Annotated in this window: 11 protein-coding genes; 4 read left to right on the forward strand and 7 right to left on the reverse strand. The window is 28.3% G+C overall.

Going from position 1 to position 18,329, the window contains the following annotated elements; translation table 11 throughout:
• Nucleotides 1-259: 259 nt before the first annotated feature.
• The 7 genes from ECAJ_RS01200 to ECAJ_RS01235 all read right to left on the reverse strand — a co-directional run bounded on the left by ECAJ_RS01200 (nt 260) and on the right by ECAJ_RS01235 (nt 11,232).
• Nucleotides 260-1,270 carry a pilus assembly protein PilT gene (locus tag ECAJ_RS01200; protein WP_011304354.1) on the reverse strand — a complete coding sequence of 337 codons (1,011 nt, stop codon included), beginning with the start codon at nt 1,268-1,270 and terminating at the stop codon, nt 260-262.
• A gap of 409 nt (nt 1,271-1,679) precedes the next feature.
• Nucleotides 1,680-2,717 carry a hypothetical protein gene (locus ECAJ_RS01205; protein WP_011304355.1) on the reverse strand — a complete coding sequence of 346 codons (1,038 nt, stop codon included), beginning with the start codon at nt 2,715-2,717 and terminating at the stop codon, nt 1,680-1,682.
• A 221-nt stretch (nt 2,718-2,938) separates the two neighbouring features.
• Nucleotides 2,939-4,003 (reverse strand): hypothetical protein, encoded by a 1,065-nt coding sequence (locus ECAJ_RS01210; protein WP_011304356.1) that lies wholly within the window; start codon nt 4,001-4,003, stop codon nt 2,939-2,941.
• A 49-nt stretch (nt 4,004-4,052) separates the two neighbouring features.
• Nucleotides 4,053-5,513, reverse strand: a complete 1,461-nt coding sequence (locus ECAJ_RS01215) for a hypothetical protein (protein WP_011304357.1) — start codon at nt 5,511-5,513, stop codon at nt 4,053-4,055.
• Between the two features lie 310 nt (nt 5,514-5,823).
• The gene (locus ECAJ_RS01220; protein WP_231243062.1) at nt 5,824-6,732 is read right to left on the reverse strand and encodes a hypothetical protein; all 909 of its coding nucleotides are present in this window, start codon (nt 6,730-6,732) and stop codon (nt 5,824-5,826) included.
• A 1,049-nt stretch (nt 6,733-7,781) separates the two neighbouring features.
• Nucleotides 7,782-9,020 (reverse strand): hypothetical protein, encoded by a 1,239-nt coding sequence (locus ECAJ_RS01230; protein WP_011304359.1) that lies wholly within the window; start codon nt 9,018-9,020, stop codon nt 7,782-7,784.
• 292 nt (nt 9,021-9,312) lie between these two features.
• Nucleotides 9,313-11,232: an ATP-dependent helicase gene (locus tag ECAJ_RS01235; protein ID WP_011304360.1), complete on the reverse strand. Its 1,920-nt coding sequence runs from the start codon at nt 11,230-11,232 to the stop codon at nt 9,313-9,315.
• A gap of 446 nt (nt 11,233-11,678) precedes the next feature.
• Here ECAJ_RS01235 and gyrA point away from each other — a divergent pair, with 446 nt between their 5' ends.
• The 4 genes from gyrA (at nt 11,679) to htpG (ending at nt 17,729) form a co-directional block, all read left to right on the forward strand.
• On the forward strand, nt 11,679-14,375 hold the full coding sequence (gyrA, locus tag ECAJ_RS01240) for a DNA topoisomerase (ATP-hydrolyzing) subunit A (protein WP_011304361.1): 2,697 nt from the start codon (nt 11,679-11,681) through the stop codon (nt 14,373-14,375).
• Between the two features lie 17 nt (nt 14,376-14,392).
• Nucleotides 14,393-15,031: an endonuclease III gene (gene nth / locus ECAJ_RS01245; RefSeq protein ID WP_011304362.1), complete on the forward strand. Its 639-nt coding sequence runs from the start codon at nt 14,393-14,395 to the stop codon at nt 15,029-15,031.
• A 111-nt stretch (nt 15,032-15,142) separates the two neighbouring features.
• A complete protein-coding gene (locus ECAJ_RS01250) occupies nt 15,143-15,745 on the forward strand; it encodes a hypothetical protein (protein ID WP_011304363.1) in 603 nt (200 codons plus the stop codon).
• A gap of 70 nt (nt 15,746-15,815) precedes the next feature.
• The gene (gene htpG, locus ECAJ_RS01255) at nt 15,816-17,729 is read left to right on the forward strand and encodes a molecular chaperone HtpG (RefSeq protein WP_011304364.1); all 1,914 of its coding nucleotides are present in this window, start codon (nt 15,816-15,818) and stop codon (nt 17,727-17,729) included.
• Nucleotides 17,730-18,329 lie beyond the last annotated feature (600 nt).

Raw genomic sequence — 18,329 nt, forward strand, 5'->3', positions numbered from 1 at the left:
TTTTTATATTTGTAATATAGTTTAAAAGTTTTCGATAAATTTATGGCTAATTGATATTATTTAGTGAATTTGTGCAGTACGTTATTTTAGATATAGCAGTATTGTGAAAATAATTTTTATATTTTGTAATAATGTATAGATTTTAGCTTATGTGACTTTGTATAACGAGTTGATGCTATGAGTTTATATATGATGAGTGTTATATGTGTAAACTTATGAAATTACGTTGAAAAAATTATTACATTTATTTGATTGACAATTAGAACAGATCATTGAGATCAGGCTCAGTGAATAATTTAGTGTCTGATAAGTTCTTTAGTATGTTATGTACATCATGATAGTGTATTTGATGTTTTTCTATAAGCTCATTGATATTTTTTATAATACCTGAATTTTTAATTTCTGACAGATTATCTTCTCTGATGAATTGTTGTATTGTAGTATCGCATTCTATAATTTCATATAGATGTAAATTATCAATAGAGACTTTATTGATAAAAACTTGTGTTATTATTGCTACTAGATGTGTTGAAAGTATTTTTAAAATGGATTTTTTGTGTGAAAATAATGCTGAAATTCCTTCTAAAGCACATGAGCATGAGATTGTATCAGTAAATGCTATAACTGATAATCCCATATTAATACACATAATGGCTGTGTTTACTAAATTAATGTTATTAAAATTACTGAAAAGTACAATGTCAGCTGATTGATTTTTAATAAATGTAGATTCAGCCTGTGATAAATTATATATACTGATTAGTGCTTTATTAGCTTTTTGAATTGACATTTTGTTATTGGTAAAAACCAATACGTGTTTTTTTTGGTTATTATTAATCTGATGTAGAATGGATAATAAGGTGTTTGTATTACATATATTACCAGTAAATAATATTAGCCCTTTTGAGTATATACTAATTATTCTATTAAGTTCTTTTTCAAATTCTGGTGCTAGTGTGAGTTCATTTATTATAATATCAACTGTAATTTTGAAAGATTGACTAGTGTGTGAAATATATATATATAGTTGATGAGAGTCATTAAAGTTAAGTGTGGTATTAAAAAATTTTTGGGCCATATATATCTTGTATTCTTCTGCTTTTAATATTGATTTTATAATTTCTTCTATCTCTTCTTTGAGTAGGCTTTTAGTATGTAGAAATTCTATATTGTTAAATCTCCTAATAGCTGGAGGATTATTTGGTGTTAAGTATAAGTAATTAGATGAGTATCCTATGGATGATTGTATGAGTTGTTTGAAAAGTAACATATCTTAATTGTTCTAATAATGGTTAATTTGGTATGTAATTTCACAATGAAATCTATATTAATACTATTATGATATTGCTAATTTTATCTAAAATGTTGTAATACAATGATAGTTAACTAAGATCTATACTGGCAACTTTTAATAATATAGCACGCCATTTGTGATATATTTTGTATTTTAAATATGTTGTTGTCTTAAATTACTTGGAAGCTACAATCAATGACCTGTGTAAAGTATATAGAATGTTTCAAAAGTTTAGTAATATTTTAGTATATGTTCTTAATAACAATTGTGGATTTTTTTGATGCATATGAATGCTTTTGTTAGATATGTAATATGTTATAGAGCCTAAAATTTAGTAACTTAATATATCTTTTTGTTTTCTATTGTGGAAATAGTGATAAATATTTTATTTTTTGTGATATGGATGTGCTACTGTGGTACTCTGTACATTTTGTAAAGATTGTCTGCAATGTTGTAATATGTTGTATGATGTAAAATTTGGTAGTTGGTATACTACTTTATCGTGGCTTTTTTCTATTAATATGGCATTTTTTATATTTTTGTTATAACGTTTTACTGGTTTCGTCTTGGTAACATATTGCTTCATATCTTCAGGAAGATGTAATGTTAATTTTATGTTTTTGTATGAAATAGGACTATAAATGTCATTTGGTGTTGATAGCATTGAAAATGTTAACTGAGACTTGATTTTATATTTTGGTGCATCAGTATTGTCGATGTCATTTATATGAGTTACAATTATATCATTTTCAATCTCTTGTGTTATTGTATGATTATTTATTAAGTGTAAGGATGTTGTAGTATTCATTCCTTGTATGACATAGTCATACCTTACTTTTATATTTGGATTAAAAATGTTATTTATTATATTGTATGAAGTACTTAAATATCCTCCTTGATGAAAGTGTGTCACTAATTCATGTATAATATTTTGTTGAATTGCTATATCTGTATCTATTTTTGAGAAAATGTTATTTAAAATTGCAGCTCCATGAATTCTATTTGATAAATTTAAATTACTTTTTTGTGCATAATGTACATTTATATTTGATAAGTATGATGAATGTATGTCTGTAAATTGGTCTTGTTGTTGACTGTGTATGTAACTTAAGGACATGTTTTCTATTGCATTTCTATCAGTTTGTTGGTCTTGAATTGTAATATCAGTTCGGTGAAGATCAGTAAGAAATGTTGTTCCAGTTATTATATCAGAATTTGTGATGTCATTTTTCTCATCATCTGAAGTAGAAAGCATAAGCTTTGGCATATCTTCTGCTGAGACAGAAGAAAAATACTGTTGAAAAATTTCTGATTTTGCAATTTTATTGTTTTTTCTAGAACATAAAAATATTATGATTAACATTGATATGAAAAGTATAAATAGTGCTGTTAAAGCGATTGATATAGTGATTATATCATACATAAAAAATTTCCATTAAGTTTTATGCAATATAGAAGCTACTTTACTGATTCGTTATTTGGTTTTATTAAATTTCTCGGGTTAAACAGTTATTACTTAAGATATTGCATTAATAAAAATTAATAACATTATATCCCATTGTGCTCATTTGGTAAATATATATTGATATAATATTATATTATTTACTAAAATGTTGAAGGTTGTATTCATATTTATTGATAAAGTTAATGTTGTTTTAATGTTTCACAGTGTTCAATAGAAATTGAATTATTACGAAGTATAAAATCTAAGTTTTTTCTGTTTATTAATGAAGGAATATTAAGGTTTGGTAATGAATATATGAGGCGTGTTTCATTATCTACAGTTTTTGTCCTATTAATTAGCGTAATATTACTATTGTAAGATTCATTAGTAATATCTGAAGTTGTAATATACTTTTTCATTTCTTCAGGTACTATTATCTCTAAAGTAATATCTTTGTAAAGTGTATGAGAAAAGTTAGAACAGTCTTTTGATGATATAGTAAATGTTAGCTTCCCTTGGAGAGAACTTACTGTAGATTTTTCACTAATTTCACTTTTAGTATCTGCATACTTATACATTTCAATATCTGAAGCAATACAACATGTTATTTCTTCTTCATTTTCTATAGTAAATGATGCTTTATTGTTTTTGGAATGTGTGCTTGGGAAAAAATCTTTACATTTTTTAAAAATTGTTGTTAAGAATTCTCCTGGCATAACGAAGTTGCCTGCCTGGTTACAATGACTTACTAATTCATGTATTATGTTTATACTGGGTGTTGTATTAGTAATGCTTTTAAATGCAGCTTCAAAAATTGCAGCCATGACTATCCTATTCTGGAATATGTTATAACATGTTTTATCACTTATATTTAACGCTTGTATTATAACTTCTTTATGTTTCATTATTAATCTATAGTATAAGTTATCTGTTTGTTTTATACCGTTTTTTAACATTTTTTTTAATATAAGAGTGTTCTTGGAAAAGTCATTTATATTGATTTGTATGTCATTTATATAATATTTGATACCAGTAAAATCTCGGTGTGATGTGTTGCCTTTTATAGCATTAGTGTTTGGTTGCTTTTCACAAGTAAGTGCAAACATTGATTTTTTTATACTTGCTTCTGGTAACCTAATACATATATCGAATGGAATATTATTATGATGTTTTAAGTATTTGGTTAAAATATATATTAATAATATAGTAAATATTAAAAATGCTATTGCTAAACCGGCAATTATTATTTTAGTATTATCATTCATAATTAAATTCCTAAATATATATGTAATATTAATTAAACAATATTTACTGTTATCTATTATTAACTATAAAGTAAGAATAAGCATCACCAAAAGGTTGCAATAGTATTTTTTTTGCAGCATTTGCTACTTGTTTTATTTCTGTTATTTGTTTTTTTGCATGTCTTTGTTGTTGTGAAAAATAATTACGGCCTTGTGTTGTTATAAAGTGAGATGATGCGTCACCTAAAACTTGTAATGGCTTTTTTCTAGTATTTGCTGCCTGTTCTTTTTGTTTTTGTGATTCTTGATAGTCTTGCTGTGGTAGTGATTGTGTAGTTATATCATTTAATAGCTTATGTTTTAATATATCTTGAATATTGGATATTTTTTCCCTAACACTTACTTCTTGTTTTGTTTTTGTTGTTTGCTCTCCTTCTTGCACTTTTTGTTCTTGTAGTTCTAAATAGTGATAATTTTGCTTTGGCAGTAATGGTGTAATTACAAGATTTGGTAGTTTGTATTCTATCAAGTATTGAGTATCAGATATTTGTTGTTTGTTAGCTAACATTGCATAGTTAGGATCCTCTGGTATATCATTAATAATAGGGCCTGTGTTTATGCAATCTGCTAATTTTATGGGAATATACAATTTGAGATTTGTATCTTGATAGCATATAGAATAATTGCTTCCTTGACTTGTGCATGATATGTAAAAGGAAAATGTTATATCAATTGGATATTTTATAGTTAGTGTTTCAGCTGTAGATAGTAACACTTTTGTTGTAATATCAACTTTAATTCTATCTCGTGTATTTGTTAATCTAAAGTTTAATTTTGTAATGTTAGAATTTTGAGAAATATTTATTTTTGTAATATTTGGTGTTTTGTGTAGCATGTGATAAAGAGTTTTGTATGCTAATATGTTATAACCATCCCAGCGGAGGTTGGTTATAATTTCCTGTATTATTTCTGGTCTAGGTGGAAGAAAATCTTGGTCTGTTGATGTCTTACAAAACACTGTAAACATCGTGTCAAGGATTGCTGACCATCCAATTCTATGATGATATGTGTTATTGAAACAGTGACTAGAATGTTGTTCTGGTGTCTTTAATATCCTGAATAAATAACTAGTGTATTTTCTGGTATTTTTAATAAATAGTTCATGTGCGTCCTGAAAATATGAGTATGTTTTATAGTGAGTGTCATGTATTAAAATATGGGGTTTTATGTCTTGATCACATGGTGTTTGTCCATTACTGGGTGATGTAACATATGATCCTAATGCTTCTCCTGTAATAACTTGTTGCTTATGGTGATCTGATATAGAGATTATATTTTGTACTAAGCTTCTTGATATATTTTTTGGATATATACTTATTGTATTATCTTGATGCAATGTGTTGTATTGGTGCAGTTGGTGACAATTGTAAGTGTATATCATTCTGAAAACTAATACAACCAATACTACTAAAAGCAATATTAATAATGAAACTATTGCTGCTAGTGCATATCGGATATTATTATCATGCATGTATGCTTTATTAAAAAATTAACTAATGAAAATATTAATATATATTTAAAAATAATTAAAGTTATTTTTTTGTTAAGCTATCTATAATGCTTCTATTGTTTACTAAATATTCTTAATTTTATTAAGTACTTAAGTTTTTTAGTAATGTGATATTATAGTATATCTATACTATTTAAAGTTGAATATATAAGTTGTGTGATAATAATTATTTTGAGTGTATTAGTTTATATGTTGATTTGTAAATAGCTGAAAATGTGCAATAATTGGTGATGTAAGATGTGAATAGTATTAAAAATATCTGATAGAATTTTTAGATTGCTTGTGATTTATCTTTAAACAAAGATTCAACTGTTGGGTTTGGTATGCAATAATTTAATAACAAAATATCATTATTGTATTCGTGTTGGTTGTTGTAATTTAGTGTAGCATAATTAGGATTTTGTATTATGTTAGAAAATAGTGCGTCTTCTACTGTAATTTTTTCTTGTGTAGTATATTGCTTCATACTATTAGGGATAAGTAAATTTAAACTTGTGTAATTATATGATATGGTGCTGTCGCATGTCTTTGAGTTTTTTGTACATGATATGTCAAAAGAGAGTGTAGCATTAAAATTGTGTATTTTATTGGGTGTAGTAACTTCAGATAATGAAATGTAAGTATTTATACTTATATTTATTAAATTGTCATTGTATACTCTAAATAGTATATGTGTAGATTTTGCTTTAATAATGTGGGTTAGTTTTTTCCCTACATTAAAAATATTATTTAATATTTTTATTGTTGCTTGTGCATATGTATTTTGATAGAAGTGATAAACTATTTCATGTATTATATCTGGGTGAATTTCTGAATTATTAAATTTTACAAACATCTCATCTAAAGTTGCAGCTAGAGCTATTATATGGCGGTATTGTTTAAAATTATTGTCAGTTTTTCTTATTTTTAATATCTGTGATATATATTGAAAATGTTTATTAATATATGGATTTGATGTATTTTTTAATTGATAAGATTGTAATACTTTAGGAAATTGTTCAAATAATCTATCATCTAGATCATATATGCTTATGCTTAATCGCTTTGAAAAAATATTGTGGAATGGGTTTGTGATATTTTGTTGTTCATAGTTTGTTGGATAAAATATAGTTTGTATAAAATCTCTAGATATATTAGTTAGCTGTTTATCGAAAAATAATTTGTTAGATCTTTTATTCATATTTTTGATAAATAACAATGTAATTGTTAGTATGATTAATGCTGTAGTGATGCTGATTATCAAAATTGTATTATACATGTTCTGTACTATATAATATGTTGTATGTGTATATTACCATAATATTTCTAATAAATTAATATTTTTCTTTAAAATCTATATATTATATAGTATAAAAATAGAGTAAACTTTTTTATATTACTTAATAATTCATAAATTGAATAAACTAGTACTCTATGTTGTAAAAATATGTATTACTGATTTATTGTGAAGTATCTAGTATTTTAGTCTGGGTAAGTTTTGCTTGATAAGTTATTGATAGTACATGTTTATTAACGTTTTTTAATATTAGTTTATACTAGTCTTACAATGTAGGATAAATTTTATATTTGTGAAAACTTAGTGGGTTTAAATGCTTTCTGAGTATATGGTAAAATACTGTAGAGTATGGATATTTTGTCTGTATGGTATTGTTTAATTATTGATATACTATATAAGTATAATATCTTGTAATAGTGATTCTATAGATACTATATTATAGAAGGAAGGATAGTGTGTAATGTTCAATTTTGTATGTTGTTTCCTTTTATGTATTTGATTTTTTCCTGTTTCTGAATTGTGTGTTAAAGTGGTTTGTAATTTTGATGTGATGTCACTTAAGTTTGTATTTTTTTGTTGCATGATGATTTATTGTGAATTGAGTATCAAATCTCCAGCATTGTATGCTAGTGTGTTTTTTATTGTTATTAAAGAGTTTCAAAGTTGGAAACATGTTAGAGTGGTTTATTGATCTACATGAAAGATTATAAACTGTAATATTTCATTTTGTGATAATGTAATGTTTATCTTGCTATTATATAAAAATTTTTAAAAAGACAAGCATATTAAGGTGAGCTAATTAAATGTATAGAAATTATGTTACATACTTTCTATTACAACAGTAGTCTTACTTTGCTGTGTAAGAAAATTTCTGTATTTCACTGTATTTTTAAATATAAGAATATGATAATACTAGTATGTGGGTAGGTTTACTATATAGGATGTATACTTTATTATAAGGAACGTGAAGTAGTTTTGGGACTACCAAATAATTGTGCTTTTTGTTTATTTAACTTTGTATTAGGAGTAACAGTGTCTTGTGTATTTTGATTATCTGCTTCAGAATCTTGTTGGTGTTGATTGTCTGTTTTAAGTGCTGAAAGTGATGTTTGATTTATGTTGTCCTCTGTGTTTTCTTTCTGAATGTCCTCTAATTCATTAATTTCTTCTGTTATAGGCGGTGTACTTGGTACAGGGTGAACCATTGCAGAAACTGTAATTTTATTATTTTGTTCTTCATGATCTTGAGCCCTAGGTTTTTGACTGTGTCTTGATGATTCTTCTACTTCTTTGTCTGTAATATCTTCTTTTGTATTTTCTATTGTATTTCGTAGTCTATGTTGTGTTAATAATACTGATGTACAAGTATAATCTGGTATATTATATTCTATAGTAGATATTGTATCGTTATTTTTTATTTGATATTTATTGGTGCTATTAAAGGGACTTCTAGTAAGGATTGATTTTACTCTACGAATTGAGTTGCGCAAGGGAGTAAACATGTTTCTCACAAAGACCATCGTAGGGCTGCATAGCTGTGATGATATTTGTGTTGGTAACTCGAGTTTTATTTTAGGGTTATTGTATGTTATTAAATTATACTGATCCACATTAATATTGAATGTTAATGTTCCAGTTGACCGACAAACACTATTTCCAGATGCTATGTCTCTGAAGTCTATGTTTTCATTATATTCTACTCTTAATTCTGTGTTTGAGATTACTTCAATTTTAGTATCAAAATTTTTTGGAGCTGGGAGAATAGAATTTTCAGGGAATATTCTTTTTTGTATATCTTCTCCAATGTAACGCATCAGCTCTGTACATAATGAACCATGTAAAGATGTTTGATTCATCATTGTTATGCACTCATCTATAAGGAGTGGATGAACTTGTTTGTTAGCGATAGTATTAAATGTTGAATTAAACATTGAATGTAGTATTATACGATGTTCATCGCCTTCTAGTGGTTTTTTGTTACTTCTATTGAAATCAGCAATCAGTTTAGTGAGGTTAGTGGATAACCTATTTACCAAGATGCTATCTCTTGGTATATCTTTCCACGCTTGTTCGCCTGTTCTGCAAACATCGTATTTTGTATTTCTAATTTTTTGGATGTTAAATCTATCTAATGCTTGCATGAATGATGGTTTAGATAGCCTTTGTGTAATATTTCTGAATAGACTTAGCATAGGAATTCTATTAATAGTTGCAATACTTATAATATGTTATAATATTTTAGGTGTAATACTTTAATAATTAATAAATTATATTATGGAATTTGGCATATCAGTGATTGAAACAATTATTTGTTGTGTGATACAAAATATTAGAAGTATTACTATGTAATATTAAGTTGTACTAGGCGATTGTATGATTTATAGTAGCCCTTACAAACATTTTAATGCAGTTATTGTTTGTGTTGTTCAATTTAAGATATTTAATGTTGTTCTGTGAAGTTATAGTAGTAAATTAGCAGATATGTTAGTAATAACTTGAAATATTTTTTATAACTTGTACATGTGCTGCAGGTAATTCTTTAATAAACCTTGATATTTTCATTTGTTGACGCCAGTTATTGATATCTCGTACTGCTGCACATGATATGAATAATTGTTCACGTGCTCGTGTTATTCCAACATAAGCTAACCTTCTTTCTTCTTCTAGTGCTTCTCCTGTTCTATCTTGTAAAGATTTTTCGTGTGGAAATATTCCTTCTTCCCATCCAGGTAAAAATACTATAGGGAATTCTAGTCCTTTTGCTGCATGTAATGTCATAATATATGTGTAATTGTTGTTGTAATCTAATGAATCCATTTCTGTTACAAGACTGATGTGTTCTAAAAATTCGTTTACATCGTTAAAACTTAATAGTGCAGAGAAAAGTTCTTTTATATTTTCTATTCTTGCCAGCCCATTTTCTCCTTCATTTTCTAACATGTCTATGTACCCTGAGTCATATGCTATCATTTTGACAGTATTTGATATTGAATCAGATAACAAGGATTCCTTCCAAGAGTCAATCTTGTTAAGTAAGTGATTTAGAGATCTGGATACTTTGTCAGATAATTGATTGCCTGATACTAAAAGTTTTGCAGCATTTAAAAAGTATGTATTATTCTGTTTAGCACATAAATATATTTTATTAAGAGTTGATGCTCCTATATGACGTTTAGGTTTATTAATTATTCTTTCGAAAGCAATGTCGTTGTTGGGATTTGCAGTTATTTTTAAGTAGGCGATAATATCTCTAATTTCTTGTCTGTCGTAAAATCTTGTACCACCAATTATTTTATATGGTATGTTGTACTTGATAAAATATTCCTCGAATATTCTTGTTTGAAATCCTGCTCTTACTAAAATTGCTGTTTCATTAAACTGATAGTCATGTGAATTTTTAATGTACTCACATATGTACTGTGCTTCTGCTTTGCTATCCCAAAATTTCATTAAATTGACTTTTTGTCCTTTCTCATTTGTTGTCCATAGTTTTTTCCCTAACCGTGATTTATTGTTGTTTATTATTGCTGTAGCAACATTTAGGATATTGGATGTTGATCTATAGTTGCATTCTAGTCTTACGACTTTTGCATTTGGGAAATCATCAGAAAATTTTAAAATATTTCCTACTTCTGCTCCACGCCAGCTATATATTGATTGATCATCATCTCCAACACAGCATAAGTTTTTATACTTTTGTGCTAATAATCTTAACCATAAATATTGAATTGTATTGATGTCTTGATACTCATCGACCATTATGTACTTAAATTGTTCTTGATAGTGAGATAATATATCATGTTGTGTAGTGAGTATTTGAATGTTGTATAGTAATAAATCTCCAAAATCAACACAATTTAAAAACTTTAATCTTTCTTGATATACATGATATGTACTTAATGCAACCGTATTGATAGGTTTGTATAACTCTGTTTCGGTTATATTATTTGCCATAAGGCCCCTGTCTTTCCATCTTTGTATTTTATTTAATATGATTTTATGAGCATCTAATCCATATTCAGGGTGCATATCATTGACAATATTTTTTATTACTTGTAGCTGATCATCTGTATTAATGATTGTAAAATCATTTTTTAATCCAACTATTTCAGCATGTAGTCTTAGAATTTTTGTTGCTATTGCATGAAAAGTCCCTAGCCAAATATTATATGCAGGTGTCATTTCATTAATCCTAGCAAGCATTTCGTTTGCTGCTTTATTGGTGAATGTTACTGCGAGAATTTGATTAGGTAATGCAAAATTATTATTGATTATGTATGCTATTCTTGATGTCACAGTTCTAGTTTTACCTGTACCTGCTCCTGCCAATATTAATATTGGACCATTTATGTTAATAACAGCTTCTTTTTGATCTTCATTAAGTGAAGTAATGTAATCTTCCATAATGCAATAAATTAATCATTATCTTGAGTATGTTATATTCTTTTTCTTATACAGTCAAAGTAAGATCTTAATTGTATTTATGAAAGATTTTCTAGTCATAGTAGAATATAACAGATAGTAGACTGTAATGTGTTTATTGCAGAATTATGAAAGTATATATTTTTGTGTTTTCATATAAAAGCTATATATTTGCCTAAAAAATTAATACTTTTTATTAAAAATGAATTTTAGATTGATGTAATTTTTATTTACTACATCATTGAATTTCAACTTTAAGATTGTAGGCTTATTTTATAAGTACAATTGTTTAGTGTGATTGTACTGATCTCAGTTTATCTTTTGAAATAGAAGTATTGGTTGTTTGTTTTGTAAACAATTACTTGACCTTAATGTGCTTGAGAATTAAGATGTTTGATATATTTTTAATGTTAGTTAATAAGTATTAGATGAGTGATCTCAATAATGTCATATCGGTTTCTATAGAGCAGGAATTAGAAGATTCTTACTTGTCTTACGCAATGAGCGTGATAATTAGTAGAGCAATTCCTGATATAAGAGATGGATTGAAACCTGTTCATAGAAGGATTTTGTATTCTATGTATAAATCAGGTTATGATTATGGTAAGCCATATAAAAAAGCTGCACGTGTTGTTGGGGATGTAATGGGGAAATATCATCCTCATGCAGATGCAGCAATTTATGATTCATTAGTAAGGATGGCTCAGGATTTTTCTTTATTATTACCATTGATTGATAGTCAAGGTAATTTTGGATCTATAGATGGTGATCCTCCAGCTTCTATGCGTTATACAGAAGCTAGATTGGCAAGGGCGGCACATTTTTTATTAAATGATATAGATGAAGATACTGTAGATTTTCGTCCTAATTATGATGAAAATGAAGTAGAACCAGTGGTATTGCCTGCAGAGTTTCCTAACATATTAGTGAATGGTGCTGGTGGTGTTGCTGTTGGCATGTCAACTAATATTCCTTCGCATAATTTGGGGGAAGTAGTAGATGCTTGTATAGCATATATAGATAATCCTGAAATTACTTTTGATGAATTAATTAATATAGTTCGTGGTCCTGATTTCCCTACTGGTGGTACTATTTTAGGTGATGCTGGTATACGTTCTGCTTTTATGACAGGGAAAGGAACGATTATTGTTCAAGGTAAAACTCATTTAGAGGATTTGCCATCTGGTAAACAAGCTATAATTATTGATGAAATTCCTTATCAGGTAAATAAGGCAAAGCTTATTGAGCGTATTCATGAGTTAGTTAAAGAAAAAAAAATAGAGGGAATATTAGATTTACGAGATGAATCTAATAAAATGGGAATCCGAGTTGCAATTGAGTTAAAAAAGCAGGTGTCTCACCAGGTTGTGTTGAATCAAATTTTAGGATTAACTCCACTAAGAACGACTTTCAGTATTAATACACTTGTATTAGAGAATAATAAACCAAAGGTAATGTCATTATTGGACATTATATCCACATTTGTTGAGTATAGGAGAGAAGTTTTAACGCGTCGTACGCAATTTAGATTGAGGAAAGTTCGAGAAAAAGCTCATTTATACATAGGAATGTATATTGCTGTATTAAATATTGATAAAGTGATTTCTATTATTAGGTCATCTCGTGATACAGCAGAGGCTACTAAAAGATTACTTGAATGTAAGTGGGATGCTTTGACGTCTGTTAGAGAAATGATAGAACTTGTTGCTGATACTAAAAGCCTTGTAGTTGATGATGTGTGTCAGTTAACAGGAGTGCAAGTTAAGTCAATATTGGAAATGAAGTTGCAGCGTCTTACAAACTTAGAAAAGGAGAAGTTGGAGCTTGACTTAAAATCAATGGTGTCCATGATTAGACAGTATACTGAACTTCTTAAAAACAAGGAAGCTTTGCTAAAGCTTATTAAGGATGGGTTAATAGATGTTAAAACTAAACTAGCTGTACCTAGAAGAACTACTATAGATTACTCACATTTTGAAACTGACGTTGAAGATCTTATTCCAAAAGAAGATATGGTAGTTACTGTAACTATGAGTGGGTACATTAAACGAGCTAAACTTTCAAATTATCGTGCTCAAAGAAGGGGTGGAAAAGGAAGAATAGGGCAGGCTATAAAAGAAGAAGATGTAATAACTAATCTTTTTGTAGTTAATACTCATACTAGTGTACTTTTCTTTTCTAATATTGGTAGAGTATACAAATTAAAAGTTTATAAACTTCCTTTAGGTGAACCTACATCACGTGGTAGATCTTTGGTAAATATTTTCCCACTTAGTGAAAATGAATCAATAACTAGTGTAATGTCTCTGCCTGATAATGTAGAAGATGCTGAATCATTAAATATTGTATTTGCAACTGCTTCAGGGAATTTAAGACGTAATGCACTTGCAGATTTTCAATATGTACCTAGTAATGGTAAGATAGCTATGGTACTTGATGAAGGGGATACTTTGATATCTGTAAAAGTATGTAAAGAAGAAGATCATGTTTTGTTGTCTACAAGATTAGGAAAAAGTATTAGGTTTTCTGTAAGTAATGTGCGCCAATTTAAAGGTAGAATGTCTGATGGAGTCAGAGCTATTAAATTGTCTTCGCAGGACAATGTAATTTCCATGTCGATATTACTAGCTATGGATATAGGTTCAGAAAAGAAAGATCTATATTTGAAAGTACCTTTAGATAAGCGTATAGCTGTTAAAGAAGAAGGTTTTATTGGAACAGGTATAGTTAAGATATTAGCTGATCTTGGGTTGGATCAAGACACTTTTATGACTATGGTCCAGAATGAGCAATTTATTTTAACTGTTACTGAAAATGGCTTTGGAAAGAGGACTTCTGCGTATGAGTATCGTACTACTTTAAGGGGTGGAGTAGGTGTTGTTAATATCCTAACAACTACAAGAAATGGGAATGTAGTAGCTAGTTTCCCTGTTGAATCTAATGATCATATAATGTTAATTACTGATAAAGGTAAGTTAATACGTATTGCTGTAAGTGATATCAGAATTATTGGTAGAAGTACCCAAGGTGTTACTTTGTTTAAAACTGAGAAACATGAAAAAGTTGTTTCTGTAGCAAAAATAATTGATGCTAAGGATGATTCTGAGATTGATGATGATGTATAAGTTATATATGCAGATAAATGAATGAGAGAAAAATAGATTTGCTCTTTTCTAAATTTCAAGGACATAATCCTCACCCAAAGATAGAGCTGAGGTACACTAATGATTTTACTTTGTTGGTAGCGATAGTTTTATCTGCGCGTACTACTGATGTTAGTGTAAATAAAATTACGAGTAGATTATTTAAAATTGTGGATACTCCAAAGAAAATGTTAGATCTTGGAGAAAATGGGCTGAAAGGTTATATAAATACCATAGGATTGTATAATGCCAAATCTAAGAATATTATTGCATTAAGCGAAATTATTATCAATCAATACAACGGTGCTGTTCCTTTAGATTTTAATGCACTTGTTGAGTTACCAGGTGTAGGAAGAAAGAGTGCAAATGTTTTTTTAAACACATGGTTAAAATTGCCATCTGTTGCTGTTGATACTCATGTATTTAGAGTGAGTAATAGAATAGGTTTGGTAAATGAAAATAATGTATTAAAGACAGAGTATGCATTGTTAAATGTGATACCAAAAAAGTGGTTATTATATGCACATCATTGGTTGGTATTGCATGGGAGATATATATGTAAATCTAGGAAACCATTATGTAATCAGTGTATCGTTAAAGATTTGTGTGAATATGAAAGTAAAAGTTGTTGTGTTTGATAGATTGATAATGAGAGATATGTTGATATTTTTTATTCTTGCCTAAAATGATTGACTATGTACATTTATTTTCTTACAGTGATACCATCTTGATAGTTTGTTGGACATTTTATGAGATTAAGCTTAGTTAAGACTCTCTCAAAGTTGAAATGGGTATGTGTTGTTGCGGTGATGTCATTAATAGTATTTGCTGGAATGGTTTCATGGGTAAATAGTCGTAATGAGAAGGTATCACAACACATGGGTGATATGATGTATGATGCGTTAATGAATGAAATTAGCGATGATGAAATGATAAAAATATTGAATGATGTTGCTAAAATTGATGAATCTAGTTACCAATATTTAGCTAAATTTAAATTAGCAAGCATGTATGGTGAAGATAAAACAGAGGAAGCACAATCAATATATGCTGATTTGGCTGCTGATAAACGTCTTACTCCTGAATTAAGAGAATTGGCAGAGTATTTAGAGGTTATAACATTGCTTAAAGGAAATAATTTAGATTTATTGAAAAACAAGGTTCAACAGTTTTTATCTAAAAGATCTGAAGTTTACACATCATCTATAAAAGAAGCAATAGCAGTGTCTATGTTGAAAAATAATGATATAAGTGGTGCCGTTGGAGTAATAAAGGAAATAGTAGTTAGTGCAGATTCTGAACCTATTGTATATAAAAATGCAATGGATTTGCTGCAAATTTATGAAAATTAGTAGTTTCAAAGCTTGAAAATTATTACTGTAGTTATTACTTATTTATTTATAGTAGTTTGAGAGGGTTAATATGCAAGATGTTGTAAATTCTGAGAAATTGAAGTTTGATGCCGAAGTGGGCAAAGTATTAAAGCTTGTTATACACTCTCTTTATACTAATAAAGATATTTTTTTGAGAGAATTAATATCTAATGCTTCAGATGCATGTGATAAATTGCGTTATGAATCTTTATCTAATCAAGATTTAATAGATGGAGATACTGACTTTAAGATTGTGATTAGTGTAGATCAGGATAAGAACAGGTTGTATATATCTGATAATGGTATTGGAATGAATAGACAAGACCTAATAGACAATTTAGGTACTATAGCGCATTCTGGTACACAAAGATTTTTGGATGCAATAAATAATGAAACTTCTTCTCAAGGTGTTGTTGAATTGATAGGTAAGTTTGGTGTAGGATTTTATTCTGCATTTATGGTGGCAAGTGAAGTTATAGTTGAGTCCCGTAAAGCTGGAGAATCTATAGGATACCAGTGGAGGTCTGCTGGTGATGGTGAGTTTATCATTTCTCAGCTAGAAGATGGTCAATTTCCTCGTGGTACTAAGATTACTTTGATATTAAAAACTGAAGAATCTGAATTTGTTGATAAGTTTCGTATAGAACATATTGTTACTACATATTCTTATCATATTAATTATCCAGTTTATTTCTTAAATGATGCAGGGGAGGAAGAAAAGTTAAATAGTGATGCTGCGATTTGGACAAAGTCAAAAGATGAAATATCTGCGCAAGAGCATCAGAATTTTTTCCGTAGTGTAGCTCATGTTGGTGGTGAACCTTGGATGATATTGCATAATAAGAATGAGGGTGTAATAGAATATACTAATTTGTTGTATATACCATCTATTAAACCATTTGATTTGTTTCACCCTGATAGGAAATGTTCGGTAAAGCTGTATGTTAATAAAGTGTTTATTACTGAAGATAATGTACAAATTATACCTCAATATTTAAGATTTCTAAAAGGTATAATAGATTCTTCAGATCTACCTTTAAATATTAGTCGTGAAACTTTACAAAATAATAAGGTTATTGAGAAAATCAAACAATCTATAGTAAAAAGGGTGTTATCAGAACTTAAGAAGAAAGCTGAAAATGATATTAATGATTACAAAAAATTTTGGGAGAATTTTGGATCAGTATTGAAAGAAGGTTTATGTGAATCTATGAATACTGAGTTTAGAGAAGAATTATTATCAGCTTGTCGTTTTTATAGTACTAATAGCGATGATTCATTGATTAGTCTAGAGGATTATATTGAAAGAATGAAAGAAGGTCAGGATAATATTTATTATTTGACTGGTAATGATTTAGATTCTATCAAAAAAAGTCCTCAATTAGAGGGATTTGTAAGCCGTGGCATAGAAGTTATATTGTTAATTGATCCTGTAGATGATTTTTGGACAAATGTAGTAACTGATTATCAGAGAGTGCCTTTGAAGTCGGTTATTAGAGCAGATGAAGATTTAGAGAAACTCGCTCATCTTAAAAAAGATGAAGAAGTTGGAGAAAGTAAAGATGAAAATCCTGATTCTAAAGAAAAGGTAGATGCATTTGTGAAATATGCGATTCAAGTGCTTGATAAATTAGTTAGTGGAGTTAGAGTTTCAAAGAAACTAACAAATAGTCCAGTATGTTTGGCTGTAGCTGATGGTTCTATGGATATTAGAATGGAGAGGTTTTTAAGAGAGCAGAAGCAGTTGAATTATAAAAGTACAAAGATTTTAGAAATTAATCCTAAGCATCCTATTGTTAGCAGAATGATAGATGAATATGCTAATACTGGGGAAAATGCAGTTTTAGATAACATGTTACATTTGTTATTAGGTCAAGCATGTATTCTTGAAGGAGAAGAACTTGAGGATGTTAGTAGTTTTGCTGAAAGAATGAATAATGTTTTAGTCAAGGTGTATCAATAATACTCTATAAGTATGTTGAGGGTTAATATTGCATATTTGTAACTGAGTAATTAAAACTTGGTAAGTTGGGTGTGTATTATTCTGTTTAGAATATATATCTGTTCCATTGCTGAAGTGAATAGTTAATGAATATTGAATTAGCTTTAATCTTATACGTATTGTGTTTTATAAGCTTATATTGGAATATTGTATAGCTTCATTTAAGTGATACGAATATTAAGCTTCTAATAACTTACTATTATCATGAGTATGATAAATTAGTAGTTGTATAAATAGTTGTGAAGTTTGTTCAGGATTAAAATGTTATTCAGTAGGTCAGACTGAGAAATTTCTAACTCGGTATTACACACTAATTTTCAGAGTTTAAGTAACATTATTAACATTGTGTAGTATTAAATTATATATTATGTTTAAAGCTTATGTTATTGATAGGTAAAATTTAGAAATTTCTGACTCAGTGTTGCATTGTTTTTCAAGATTTAAGTAACGTACTAATCGTTTGTTAATAATGTATAAGTAGTGTGTTATATTCATTTAAACTATTATATTGAAAAGAATAATATTATTTTGCTTGGATGTATGTTGATGTTATTACTAAAA

Source organism: Ehrlichia canis str. Jake (assembly GCF_000012565.1).
Taxonomy (GTDB): domain Bacteria; phylum Pseudomonadota; class Alphaproteobacteria; order Rickettsiales; family Anaplasmataceae; genus Ehrlichia; species Ehrlichia canis.

Excerpts from the sequence above, each read along its gene's own strand:
- gyrA (WP_011304361.1), top strand. The coding sequence starts at position 11,679 with ATGAGTGATCTCAATAATGTCATATCGGTTTCTATAGAGCAGGAATTA.
- ECAJ_RS01250 (WP_011304363.1), top strand. The coding sequence starts at position 15,143 with ATGAGATTAAGCTTAGTTAAGACTCTCTCAAAGTTGAAATGGGTATGT.
- nth (WP_011304362.1), top strand. The coding sequence starts at position 14,393 with ATGAATGAGAGAAAAATAGATTTGCTCTTTTCTAAATTTCAAGGACAT.
- ECAJ_RS01235 (WP_011304360.1), bottom strand. The coding sequence starts at position 11,232 with ATGGAAGATTACATTACTTCACTTAATGAAGATCAAAAAGAAGCTGTT.
- ECAJ_RS01205 (WP_011304355.1), bottom strand. The coding sequence starts at position 2,717 with ATGTATGATATAATCACTATATCAATCGCTTTAACAGCACTATTTATA.
- ECAJ_RS01215 (WP_011304357.1), bottom strand. The coding sequence starts at position 5,513 with ATGCATGATAATAATATCCGATATGCACTAGCAGCAATAGTTTCATTA.
- ECAJ_RS01210 (WP_011304356.1), bottom strand. The coding sequence starts at position 4,003 with ATGAATGATAATACTAAAATAATAATTGCCGGTTTAGCAATAGCATTT.
- ECAJ_RS01200 (WP_011304354.1), bottom strand. The coding sequence starts at position 1,270 with ATGTTACTTTTCAAACAACTCATACAATCATCCATAGGATACTCATCT.
- htpG (WP_011304364.1), top strand. The coding sequence starts at position 15,816 with ATGCAAGATGTTGTAAATTCTGAGAAATTGAAGTTTGATGCCGAAGTG.
- ECAJ_RS01230 (WP_011304359.1), bottom strand. The coding sequence starts at position 9,020 with ATGCTAAGTCTATTCAGAAATATTACACAAAGGCTATCTAAACCATCA.
- ECAJ_RS01220 (WP_231243062.1), bottom strand. The coding sequence starts at position 6,732 with ATGAATAAAAGATCTAACAAATTATTTTTCGATAAACAGCTAACTAAT.